The 12,319-nt window shown below is 45.1% G+C and carries 10 protein-coding genes; 4 read left to right on the top strand and 6 right to left on the bottom strand.

The window, feature by feature from the left end; genetic code table 11:
• Window positions 1-81: 81 nt before the first annotated feature.
• Complete coding sequence (locus tag AB4323_RS11395) at window positions 82-1,752, bottom strand: LytS/YhcK type 5TM receptor domain-containing protein (RefSeq protein ID WP_371724419.1); 1,671 nt, start codon at window positions 1,750-1,752, stop codon at window positions 82-84.
• A gap of 264 nt (window positions 1,753-2,016) precedes the next feature.
• On the bottom strand, window positions 2,017-3,507 hold the full coding sequence (locus AB4323_RS11390) for a carbon starvation protein A (protein ID WP_372152502.1): 1,491 nt from the start codon (window positions 3,505-3,507) through the stop codon (window positions 2,017-2,019).
• A 354-nt stretch (window positions 3,508-3,861) separates the two neighbouring features.
• Here AB4323_RS11390 and AB4323_RS11385 point away from each other — a divergent pair, with 354 nt between their 5' ends.
• Window positions 3,862-4,212 carry a DUF2799 domain-containing protein gene (locus tag AB4323_RS11385; protein ID WP_017059350.1) on the top strand — a complete coding sequence of 117 codons (351 nt, stop codon included), beginning with the start codon at window positions 3,862-3,864 and terminating at the stop codon, window positions 4,210-4,212.
• 117 nt (window positions 4,213-4,329) lie between these two features.
• Here the strand turns inward: AB4323_RS11385 and murQ are convergent, their stop codons facing one another.
• Genes murQ through AB4323_RS11365 form a run of 4 tightly spaced genes read right to left on the bottom strand, consistent with a single transcriptional unit; the run spans window position 4,330 to window position 8,885 of the window.
• Entirely contained in the window at window positions 4,330-5,250 is a 921-nt protein-coding gene (gene murQ, locus AB4323_RS11380) for an N-acetylmuramic acid 6-phosphate etherase (RefSeq protein WP_050651903.1), read from the bottom strand.
• 45 nt (window positions 5,251-5,295) lie between these two features.
• Entirely contained in the window at window positions 5,296-6,408 is a 1,113-nt protein-coding gene (locus AB4323_RS11375) for an anhydro-N-acetylmuramic acid kinase (protein WP_372152500.1), read from the bottom strand.
• The gene (locus AB4323_RS11370) at window positions 6,405-7,289 is read right to left on the bottom strand and encodes a BadF/BadG/BcrA/BcrD ATPase family protein (protein ID WP_229647449.1); all 885 of its coding nucleotides are present in this window, start codon (window positions 7,287-7,289) and stop codon (window positions 6,405-6,407) included. Before AB4323_RS11370 ends, AB4323_RS11375 begins: the two co-directional genes overlap by 4 nt.
• A 3-nt stretch (window positions 7,290-7,292) precedes the next feature.
• The gene (locus AB4323_RS11365) at window positions 7,293-8,885 is read right to left on the bottom strand and encodes a sodium:solute symporter (RefSeq protein ID WP_229647448.1); all 1,593 of its coding nucleotides are present in this window, start codon (window positions 8,883-8,885) and stop codon (window positions 7,293-7,295) included.
• Between the two features lie 247 nt (window positions 8,886-9,132).
• Here AB4323_RS11365 and AB4323_RS11360 point away from each other — a divergent pair, with 247 nt between their 5' ends.
• The 3 genes from AB4323_RS11360 to AB4323_RS11350 all read left to right on the top strand — a co-directional run bounded on the left by AB4323_RS11360 (window position 9,133) and on the right by AB4323_RS11350 (window position 12,302).
• Window positions 9,133-9,981 (top strand): MurR/RpiR family transcriptional regulator, encoded by an 849-nt coding sequence (locus tag AB4323_RS11360; RefSeq protein WP_229647447.1) that lies wholly within the window; start codon window positions 9,133-9,135, stop codon window positions 9,979-9,981.
• Between the two features lie 11 nt (window positions 9,982-9,992).
• Complete coding sequence (gene nagZ / locus AB4323_RS11355; RefSeq protein WP_102332785.1) at window positions 9,993-10,982, top strand: beta-N-acetylhexosaminidase; 990 nt, start codon at window positions 9,993-9,995, stop codon at window positions 10,980-10,982.
• A gap of 246 nt (window positions 10,983-11,228) precedes the next feature.
• Window positions 11,229-12,302: a 3-deoxy-7-phosphoheptulonate synthase gene (locus AB4323_RS11350; RefSeq protein ID WP_017059354.1), complete on the top strand. Its 1,074-nt coding sequence runs from the start codon at window positions 11,229-11,231 to the stop codon at window positions 12,300-12,302.
• Window positions 12,303-12,319: the final 17 nt, after the last annotated feature.

Genomic DNA, 12,319 nt, shown 5'->3' with positions numbered 1-12,319 from the left:
TCCCTGCTTGGTTCACGCTTATCTTTTAAATGTCTGCTTCTAAATGTTTCAACTCGGAGCGATCCGTCTCCGAAAATACCATTATTTGAGTATAGGTATGATAAAGCTCATTCGAGTAAATTGCTGTGGTTGAGATTCTATTTTTAGTGCTGAATCTTGTCCAAAGAAATTAGTGAGTCGTTTATCAACAATTTCCATCCCTAATCCTACATGATCTTGAGATGGCTTCTGATAATTACCTGCATTGTCTTCAACGGTTAACTTGAACCCACCCTCGAAAGCCTCGCTAGAGATCTTTACTTTACCGCCTTCCAACATATTAGATATCCCATGTTTGATGGCGTTTTCTACCAGCGGTTGCAGGGTAAAGCTCGGCAATTGAGATTCATATAACTGCGGGTCGATATCCCATTCCACTTCTAGTCGATCGGTAAAGCGTGCTTTCTCTATGGTCAGGTAAGCGTTGACGTGTGCCAGTTCGTCTTTGAGCTTCACGGTGTTGATGTTCTGCTTTAGGTTGCTTCTAAAGAAGTGAGACAGGTGTTGAATCAACTCTCGAGCTTTATCTGGGTCACGACGTGTTACTGCGCTGATAGTATTAAGCGCATTGAACAAGAAGTGCGGGTTCACTTGAGCGTGCAGCAGTTTGATTTCTGCTTGTGTCAGTAGCGTTTGCTGCTGCTGGTAGTTGCTAAATAGGATCTGGCTCGATAATAGTTGAGCGATACCTTCACCCATCGACATATTGATAGTTGAGAATAGTTTCAGCTTTGGCTCATAGAGCTTGATGGTGCCGACCACTTCGTTACCCGCGCGCAATGGAATAATCAACGCAGAACCCAATTTACAATCCTGCGACAAGGAGCATTGGTATGGGTTCTCTTTGCCATCAAGGTAGATGATGTCGTTCTGTTCCATCGAAGTGAGCGTGCTTTGCGATGAAATCGGGGTGTTCGGAATATGGTGTTCATCACCAATACCAACGAACGCGAGGATTTTCTCTCGGTCGGTAATCGCTACCGCCCCTACGTTGGTCTCTTCATAAACGATACGTACGATTTTTTGTGCGTTATCGGAATTGAACCCACCATGCAAAATACCCACCGAACGTTCGGCAATGGTCAGTGCGCGGCGTGAGAAGGTAGCCGAGTACTTTTCGAAGATGGTTTTTCTGTCTTGGATGATGCTCATGAACAGTGCTGCACCGACCGAGTTAGCGATGATCATTGGCGCCGCAATATCGGAGACCAGAGCATAGGATTGTTCGAAGGGTTTTGCGACCGCCAGCAGAATCAGCATCTGAATGATCTCTGCAAACAGGGTTACCGAGAAAACCACTAACGGATTAAACAGTTGGCTGGCTTTGTTCTTTCTCACGAGATAAACGTGTAACAGGCCGCCAATCAAGCCTTCTGCTGTGGTTGAAATCGCACAAGCCAAGTCTGTGAAGCCGCCTAATGAGTAACGGTGAATTCCACCAGTAAAGCCGACGGCAAAGCCAACGACAGGGCCGCCAAACAGACCTCCCATTACCGCACCCATCGCACGCGTGTTGGCGATGGCATCATTGATCTGCAGTCCGAAATAGGTACCCATAATGCAGAACAGGGAGAACAGAACGTAGCAGCTGATCTTATGGCCTAAGCGTGAAGAGATGCTCAACAAAGGGAGAATCAGTGGGGTTTTACTCAGCATGTAAGCAATCACTAAGTAGACGCAGGTTTGTTGCAGCAGAGAGAGAATGAGTTCCATATTTTCACCTATTGAGACGCTTGTTAAGTGTAAAGCTCATTGCTTGGTAACGGTAGCTTTGCTTGTGTTTTCGTAGGTTATATTCGCTTCCCAGAGTCGAAAGCACTAACGCCTGAAAACACTAAAGCCCATCACAGTGGACGGGCTTTAGTCTTAGATTCCACGAATCACTGAGTGATTACGGGAGCAAGCGAAGTTGTGTTTGGCTGTTCTTTTGTCTCTTTCTCTGAAGATTGGTCTCTTGTTCCCAAGAGCCTTAAAGAACTAGGCTGTTTTGGTAACGCCTTTTGCTTCTTTCTCTTCTTCATCAGCTAGGTCGATATCGCCTTTGCCTTTTGAAATTTTAATAACGTAAGCCGCAACACCTAGCGCACTCACCACACCAATGATGGTTGAGATTTGCATTGGTAGACCGAAGCCCAGTTGGCTGTTGTTCAGGATGAATGTGATACACACAGACGTCATGAAGATAGCTGGAACTGTTGTTACCCAGTGCAGTTTGTTGTGGCGAAGTAGGTAAGCTGAAGCTGTCCACAGCATCATTACGGCTGTTGATTGGTTAGCAAAACCGAAGTAGCGCCAGATGATACCGAAATCAACTTGAGTCAGGATGCCACCGATAACGAACAGTGGTAACGCCATTAGTAGACGGTTACGCAGTGTTTTCTGTTCCATGTTGAAGTATTCAGCAAGGATAAGACGGCTTGAACGGAACGCTGTGTCACCAGAAGTGATTGGTAGGATAACCACGCCAAGGAAAGCAAGGATACCGCCAAATACACCCAGTAGACCAAATGAAGCGCTGTATACTACGTTACCTGGGCCGCCGTTTGCAATTGCGTCAGACAGAGACTCAACCGAACCGAAGAAAGACAGAGCAAGTGCACACCAGATTAGAGCGATGATGCCTTCACCAATCATTGCGCCGTAGAATACGAAGCGACCGTTCTTCTCGTTTTCCATACAACGCGCCATCAGAGGAGACTGAGTGGCGTGGAAGCCAGAGATAGCACCACATGCGATAGTGATGAAGAGAGCAGGCCAAAGTGGTAGGTCATTCGGGTTCATGTTGGTGAACATGTCGCTGATCTCAAAGCCCCCCATGATTTGGTGTTCGTCAGATAGACCAATCGCAGTGATTAGGCCAACAGACATAAAGATAAGCAGTGCACCGAACAGTGGGTAGAAGCGACCAATGATTTTATCGACAGGGACAATCGTTGCGATGATGTAGTAAGCAAAGATGATAATAACCATCGTAGTTGCAGACATCGCGAAATCAGTTTGGTCGTTCACTAGGTTAGTGATCATACCTGCTGGAGCAGATACGAATACCACACCAACAAGAAGCAGTAGAACAATGGCAAAGATGTTCATAAAGTGTTTTGCGCCATTGCCTAGGTAACGTCCAGTGATGGTTGGAACCGAAGCTCCGCCATTACGGATAGATAACATACCTGAGAAGTAGTCGTGTACTGCACCTGCGAAGATACAACCTAGAACGATCCAAAGCATTGCTGCTGGACCATAAAGGGCACCCATGATAGGGCCGAAGATTGGACCTACACCTGCGATGTTAAGCAGCTGAACTAGGTAAACCTTTGGTGTCGACATTGGAACGTAGTCCACGCCATCTTGCTTAGTGTGAGCAGGTGTTTGGCGTTTTTCATTGATACCGAAAATCTTCTCGATAAAGGTACCGTAAATAAAGTAGCCACCAATGAGTGCTGCGACACAGGTAAGAAACCACATCATAATTTGTTATCCCTGAATGTATTAATTAAGTCAGGGTGTATATTAAAGGAGTCGATGAGAAGAAACTTCCGCTACGAGAGTGAGTGGTCGAATAGCCAATTTAGCGGTGTTATAACTGATTTAGTGGTTTGTTCACTGTGCTGAGTGGCCGATATTTCTATCGAGAGGCCTATTAGCTCTATAGAGAGGTTGTTTGAGTTGGCTGAACGGCGACTATTGATTCTGAGTGGTCGGAATGAACCTAAAGTGGCGAACATTAGACAATAAGTGGACATCGATAGGCGTTCAGCGGAGAATCACCACAAAGGCAGCGCTTCGTCAGAAAGTGGTGAAGTAACAATATAAAGGATTGAAATGAAAAAAATAATCGTACTATTCGCCGTGGCATTTAGCCTTGCAGGATGCAGCGCCAATGTTCAAGATTTAGCAGCTGAAGGCAATTGGCAAGAGATTGGCTATCGTGATGGTATCAAAGGCCACACTCAGCGTTCGTATTCAGAGATGACTGAGCTTGGCGCAGTCGATCAAGCGAGTTACACAGAAGGTTATCACCTAGGTGTGACTGAATATTGTAATCCGAACCATGCTTATCAGATTGGTTTATCTGGTCAGGTGTATGAAGGCGTGTGTTCTGGTACGGAAGACGCTCAACGTTTCCGTATGGAATGGCAACGCGGCTGGGACGAGTTCTCAAACGACTATTAAGCCCAAGCTAGCCATAAAAAATTAAAACTAAAAAAAGACCAGTACCGCGTGTGTGCTGGTCTTTTTGTATGTCGTTGAAGTAGCTGTCTAAATGAGAAGCTACAAGCCAAATTAAGATTACTGATTATTCTCGACGGCTTTTCTCAAGAAGCCATTTTGCTTATCAAGCTGAGCCTTGGCTAACTCTAAATCTAGCCCTGTTAGAATCATCAAAATAGATAACTTCACATCGTAATCAGTCGCTTTAAGTGTCGACACCGCCAGTGCTTTATCGCACTCTGTTGCTTGGATAACGATACGAGCGGCGCGGGCAACCAACTTTTCATTGGTCGCTTTTACGTCGACCATAAGGTTTTGGTAGCTCTTACCAATGCGAATCATGCTGGCAGTGGTCAGCATATTAAGCACCAGCTTTTGTGCTGTACCTGATTTGAGTCGTGTTGAACCAGTCAATGCTTCTGGGCCAACCACCGGGCTAATTGCGATTTGAGCGATTTCAGCAATTGGAGAGTCAGGGTTACAAGATAATGCAACCGTTACTGCCCCAAGCTGATTGGCATAGTTGAGTGCACCAATCACGTAAGGTGTGCGACCGCTCGCAGCAATACCTACCACGACATCATTTTCTGAAAACTGAATCGCTTTCAGATCTTCAATGCCGAGAGTTAGCGAGTCTTCTGCACCTTCTTTGGCTTTTAAAATCGCCTCTGGTCCGCCTGCAATTAAGCCGATAACCATTTTGTCCGAAACACCGAAAGTCGGTGGGCATTCTGAGGCGTCTAACACACCTAATCGACCACTGGTGCCTGCGCCCATATAAATCAGTCGACCACCGTTTTGAAAGGCATGAGCAATTTTATCGACCGCTTTCGCGATCTGTGGCAGTTCCGCTTCAATCGCCAGTGGGACTTGTTTGTCTTGTTGGTTAATCTTTTCAACCACTTCGAGAGAGGTGAGCAGATCAATATCCATAGTGTCAGGGTTTCTCCCCTCCGAAACGAGGTGCGAGAGCGCTGATATGAGAGCGTCGTTACTCATAATGATCCTTAAATGGTGATTCTAAAATTATGGTTCTAAAGTTGTTTAGTCAGCTCGATAGAGAACGCCTAGAGAGGCCGCTCTGCTTGCGCCAGTCACTTCTGGTAAATTGCTTGGCAGTTTATGAACATGACGCTGAGCAAGCCACGCAAAGGCCATTGCTTCCATGTAATCGGCATCCACGCCTTTACTGGTGGTTGAGTCAACCTCCCAACTTGGAAGCAATTCAGACAGTCTCTTCATCAACAATGGGTTTCTTGTACCACCGCCACACACATACAGTGCAGGCTGGTTACCCAAGCGATAAGTCTCCACTTCATTGGCTATCGTCAATGCGGTGTATTCACAAAGCGTGCGCTGAACATCTTCTACTGCAAGATCTTTAAATTCTGTTAATTGTTGCTCTAGCCAAGGTAGGTTGAATAGTTCTCTACCAGTACTTTTCGGTGGCATTTGAGATAGATAAGACTCATTTAACAACTGTTCGAGTAAAGCTTGATTGAGTTGACCTTTAAGCGCAAATTGCGCATCACGGTCAAACTTCTCACCCGTGTGTTTATCAACCCAAGCGTCCATCAATATATTGCCCGGACCTGTATCATAACCAAGCGTTGGCTGATTAGGGCGCAGCACTGAAATATTCGAGATACCACCAATATTCAACACCACAACCGAGCTGTCTTGCGGGTGGAAAATCGTATGGTGGAAGGCGGGGACTAATGGCGCACCTTGTCCGCCTAATGCCATGTCTTTACGCCTGAAATCGGCAACCGTTTGAATCTGTGTTTTAGCGGCAATGATGTTGGCATCACCCAACTGCATGGTAAATGGAGATTCGCCGCTTGGCTGGTGGAATACCGTTTGACCATGATTACCAATCGCAGTCACAGAAGATGCAGGTGTACCTGACTTTTCGAGAAGTTGCAAAACCGCATCGCCAAACAGATGGCCAAGCTGGTGGTCGAGTTCTCCAATGGCAATTAAATCGGTTTTCTGACCAATACAAACTTCAAGCAGACGCACTTTGAGGTCGTCAGGCATTGGGAACTCATCATGAGCGAGTAATGTGATCCGGTTGTCTTCTATCGACACCAGTGCCGTATCAACGCCGTCCATACTCGTCCCCGACATCACGCCAATGTATAACTCTGATTTCATTGTTCACTTCCTAAATTAAGCTGCCGGATCTTTTGGCTTGCGATGACTTCTGCGCCATCCAGAGCATTACCTTGAATATTTAAGGTACGAACTTGGAGTTCTTGGGAAAGCCTAGGGTGATAGAACTGCCCTAAACTGCCTAAGAAAATAATCGGTAATGAGTTATAGTCTGAGCATACTCGTGTGAGCTTCTCTATTTCTTCAATACCTTGTTTTAATATGGCACTTGCCGTTGAGCAGCGCTGCTCTATATCAACGATCTCTCGTGCAAATTGGGCGTAATCGGTCGCGTTAGCTTCGCCAATCCACCGTAGAATTTGGCTGCGTTCGTTGCCTGTTTTTCGCATTACAAGTTGATTCGTTAAAGAAGTGCGCTTGTTATCTAATTCAACGAGAGTTTGTTGAACAGCTCGAAAACCAAGCCAAGCGCCACCACCTTGGTCACCAATTGGGAAACCCCAACCACCAACTTGATGAGTCTTTTGTTGTGTGTCCAATTGAATCGCAACGGAACCTGTGCCAATCGCAATACAGTTAACACCTTGTCCTGAATTAGCACCAAATACTGACGCTTCTGCATCAGTTGTTACATACAGGTGCGGGCAATGGGTTAACGCCGATTGCAGTTTGGCTTTTAAATCTAAGTTTCCTACGCCCGCAACGCCAACCACAATATAGCACTGTTGTGATTTTATCTGATTCACACTCAACATTTCATCAATATAATGAGTAAGTTGAGTGATCGCAGATCCACCATATAAGGTCAATGATGTCGCAGGTAAAATACACTCTTCGATGACACTTAGTGTTGGTAATATTCGCTTCAGTCTAATGGCGGTTTTAGTGCCACCGCCATCGACTGCCAAAGTATGGGTAATCATTGGCTAAACCGTTTGTAGTTTATTAACTTCTTGAGTTTGCTTCTTACCTGCAAGGCACACAATTAATGATACAAACGTGCCCACACAGAGTTGATACGGGAAGGCTAATCGAATACCCACCCAATCCGCGTTAATCACGCCCATCACACTGTCCCACACATAAGCTTGCATCAGTAATGTTGTTAAGAAGCCTGCCACTAGAGCTAAAGCGACAGAAGTCTCGTTGCCGCGCTCAGTGAAAATGGCCGTGAAGTAGACACCCAATAACCCGGTATAAGCAAACACCATCACACTCAAAGCGAACGATAATAACGGCATGTCGGTGTATTGCTGCCAGTAGTAACACAAGATACCCATGCTACCTAAGGCCAGCGCAGCAGCGGCCATACCGAAGCGGCCTGCTTTTACATAATGGAAGTCATCTTGTTCTCCCTTACGAGCTTCTAACCAAGGCTTGTAAATGTCTTGTACCGCAACTGAAGACATCGAGTTTAAGCCAGAGTTTAGTGTCGATAGCGCTGCAGCAACAACACCAACTGTCACTAAGCCACGAAGACCAGCAGGCATTTCATTTAGCACGTAGTACATGAAGATCGTGACGTTTTCGCCATTGAAGTTTTGAACAACTTCTTTACCTTCAACACCCATCAGTTCTGGTCTTTGGTAGAAGACATACAAGAGTAGGCCAATTGACATAAATACAAGCACAACTGGGATAGAGAAGATGATTGAGTTAATCATCGCCTTTGAACCTTGCTTAGCATCTTTACAAGTCAAAACACGTTGAGTCATGTCCTGATCAAGGCCAAATGCACCAATGTTTAATAGCACGAATCCTGTGATACATGCCCAAAAGCTGAAGGTGCCAGCAGGGCTAAAGTCGAGGTTAAAATCTAATAAGGTCAGTTTCGAAGCTTGGCCTTCACCAGGGTTAGCCAGTACCTGAGCAATTTGGTTGAAATCAGCTGGAATTTGTCCCAATAAATAGATGATCACAGCAATGGCTGCACCGACATAAACCACAAGCTGAATTAGGTCGCTCCAGATAACGGAACGAATGCCACCCATGTAGGTATAAGCAAGGCCAACAGCAACGAGAATAACCACTGAAGTAACTACGCTGCTTGGGTCAATGTTGGTAAATAGAATCATGGAGACTGCGATAGCGGCCATGTATAGGCGAGCACCTGAAGCAAATACACGACCGACTAAGTACATTACACCTGCGCGCTGTTTTGTTTTCTCGCCAAAACGAACTTTCAGCAGTTCGTACACGGTAGAGACTTTGTTTTTGTAGAAGCGAGGTATCAGTACTAATGCGACAAAGACAGCACCAATAATTCCACCGATGTTGGTCGCTAGGTAAGTGAGATCGCCACGGTAGCTAGATTCTGGTCCGCCTAAGAACGTCGCTGCTGATTGCGAGGTCGCCAATACCGAGATGGCAACAACCCACATTGGCATCGAGTTACCGCCTAAGAAATAGTCTTTGGTGCTCGTGATTTTGGTTCGGCTGAAGTGCCAGCCTGTAAAAGCGATAACAGCGAAGTAAACCGCAAATACCGCCCAGTCCAGCAAAGTAAATAGTGAATTCATAGCAGCTCCGTAGCATGAATAGGGTAGAGGGTGTTTATTATTATTTTTTCAGAATGTCAGTTTGAATAATGAGTTTCAAAATCTATTCCTTGGTGGAATAGTGACCAATGGTTTTCTTTGATAATGATCCCAGAAGGTTGTGGCAGCTATTCCAAACAGCAGAATATGAAGGAATAATTATTCCAATGAAAATACAAAACTCGTTATGATAACGAGGTACGGTCAGAGGGAAGGGGAAGGACGCTTAATGAAAGGCATTGCGAAAGTTAAAGCATTATTACCAAAACTCTCTCCATCGGATTCGCTGGTGGCTCGTTACGTCTTGGATCACCCACAACAAGTTAAGCAACTCTCCTCTCCTGAGTTGGCTAAAGCGGTAGGTGTAAGCCAATCGACGATCGTAAAGTTTAGTCAGAAACTCGGCTACAAAGGGTTTTCTGAGATGAAGATGAAGCTCTATCAGAGTGATATGACTTATCAGCCTGTATCCCAGCGCGGGATCCATGGGACCATCACCAGAAAAGATCCGCCAGATACGGTGATGGACAAACTTCTTGCAAGTAAAACACAATCGCTTGAGCGTACCGTGTTATTAAATGAAGGCGAACAGTTAAGCAATGCTGCTGATTTGCTGCATCTTGCTAATAAAGTACAGATTTCTGGGGTGGGAGCATCGTCTCTGGTTGCGAAAGATTTCGCTTATAAGCTGATGAAAATAGGTCATGCTGTTAATGCAGAGCAGGATGCTCACATTCAGATTGCTAATGCTGCGTCTCTTTCTGAAAATGATGTGTTGGTTGCAATTTCCTATTCAGGAAACACCAGAGAAGTGGTGAAGGTTGCCCAGTTAGCTAGATCGAAAAAGGCCAAGGTGATTGTAGTAAGCCAGCTATCCCCTTCTGCTTTAGATAAATACGCTGATATCAAACTCATCTCGGCGGCAGACGAAAATCATATTCGAAGCTCATCTATCACCGCGCGTGATAGCCAACTTTTTATTACTGACTTGTTGTTCATTGCGTTAACTCAGCAGGAAGAGCAGGCCGACCAATTAATTGAACAAAGTAAATCTGCAGTAGCGGAATTTAAGCAATAGAAGGAAATTTTATGGGACCGTTGTGGGTTGATGTTGCAGGCTACGAGCTGACAGCTGAAGACAGAGAAATTTTAGAGCACCCAACTGTTGGTGGTCTCATCTTATTTGCTCGAAACTACCACGATAGCAAACAGTTATCGGCGTTAAACAAAGAAATTCGTAAGGTAGCGAAACGTCCTATTTTGATTGGTGTTGACCAAGAAGGTGGTCGAGTTCAGCGCTTCCGCGATGGCTTTTCAATTATCCCAGCTGCTCAAGAATTCGCGACTAAGAATAACGGTGAACATTTAGCAGAACAGGCTGGCTGGCTGATGGCGGCAGAATTGATTGCCCACGATATCGATCTGAGCTTTGCGCCAGTATTAGACAAAGGCCATGACTGTAAAGCGATTGGTAGCCGAGCGTTTGGCGAAGATATTGATACTATTGTTCGTCATAGCAGCGCTTTCATCAAAGGCATGAAGTCGGTTGGCATGGCGACGACAGGCAAGCACTTCCCTGGACACGGTGGCGTGATTGCTGACTCACACTTAGAGACGCCATATGACCCTAGAGACGACATCTTTGAAACAGACATGGCAATCTTCAAGGCGCAAATTGAAGCTGGAATATTGGATGCCATGATGCCAGCTCACGTGGTTTTCTCTCACTATGATGATCAACCTGCGAGTGGTTCACAGTATTGGCTACAGAAAGTATTGAAGCAGCAGCTTGGGTTTAAAGGCTTGGTATTCTCTGACGATTTAACGATGGAAGGCGCTGCCATTATGGGCGGACCAGCCGACAGAGCGAAAGCGGCCTTGAATGCAGGTTGTGACATGGTGTTGATGTGTAATAAACGAGATGCACAAATTGAAGCTCTGGATCACTTAGCGATTCAAGAGGTGCCTTTAGCCAACTCATTGCTTAAAAAACACAGCTTTGATTTGTCGACACTTCACTCGGATGCTAGGTGGAAAAAGACCTCAGAGACGATTAAGCGAATGCTAGGCAGTGAGTGATAAATAAACACATTATAATTTTAGATAAGGCGATATGATAAATATCGCCTTTTTTGTATGTGTGATCCGTGGTTTAAACCTATTTATCTCTTAGAGTGAGTTAAATTTAATATGTAAAATAAAATTTACACCCAATGTTTTTTATTGTTTACACTTGCAATCGATTTTTTAGCTGTTATTGTGTTTTTAAAGATTGTTAACCCAAACGGAAATGTTGGGTGTAAAAATAAATATACAGGTTGAGTTATGCAGAAAAGTGAATTAAGCAATGTCAATATCATCGACGAACAGGTACTGATTACTCCTGAGGAGTTAAAAGCAAAACTGCCTTTGAGTGATAATGCTCGTCGTTTCATTCAAGAGTCTCGTCAAACTATCGCAAACATCATTCATAAGAAAGATCATCGCATGCTTGTTGTATGTGGCCCATGTTCTATCCATGACATTGAAGCTGCGAAAGAGTACGCGAAACGCCTTAAAGCCTTATCTGAGCAACTTAGCGATCAACTGTATATTGTTATGCGTGTTTACTTTGAGAAACCTCGTACCACTGTAGGTTGGAAAGGTTTGATCAATGACCCGCATCTAGACGGCACTTTCGATATTGAGCATGGTCTGCATGTGGGTCGTGAGCTACTTGTTGAACTCGCTGAGATGGAAATTCCATTGGCGACTGAAGCATTAGATCCAATCAGCCCGCAATACCTAGCAGATACCTTCAGCTGGGCGGCAATTGGCGCACGTACGACTGAATCTCAAACTCACCGTGAGATGGCAAGTGGTCTTTCAATGCCAATCGGTTTTAAAAACGGTACCGATGGCAACCTAGGCACTGCAATCAATGCAATGCAGGCGGCTTCTTCTAGCCACCGTTTCATGGGTATCAGCCGCGAAGGTCAAGTTGCACTACTAACAACGCAAGGTAACCCAAATGGTCACGTGATTTTACGTGGCGGTAAGCAGACGAACTACGATTCAGTATCGGTACACGAATGTGAGCAAGAGCTGGGTAAATCTGGCTTAGAGGCCGCGCTAATGGTCGACTGTAGCCACGCGAACTCTCGTAAAGATTTCCGTCGCCAACCTTTAGTTGCAGAAGATGTGATTCACCAAATTCGTGAAGGCAACAAGTCGATTATCGGCCTGATGATTGAAAGCCATATTAACGAAGGAAATCAATCTTCGGATATACCTCTCAATGAGATGAAATACGGCGTTTCTATTACCGACGCGTGTATCAATTGGGATTCAACTGAGGCACTATTGAAACATGCACATACGGAATTAGTCCCGTTCTTAGAGAACCGCTTGAAAGGTTAGTCAGAGTTTAAATTTAA

Source organism: Vibrio sp. 10N.261.52.C11, from assembly GCF_041471405.1.
GTDB classification, from domain to species: domain Bacteria; phylum Pseudomonadota; class Gammaproteobacteria; order Enterobacterales; family Vibrionaceae; genus Vibrio; species Vibrio crassostreae_C.
This window is presented reverse-complemented; position numbering and strand designations above follow the sequence as displayed.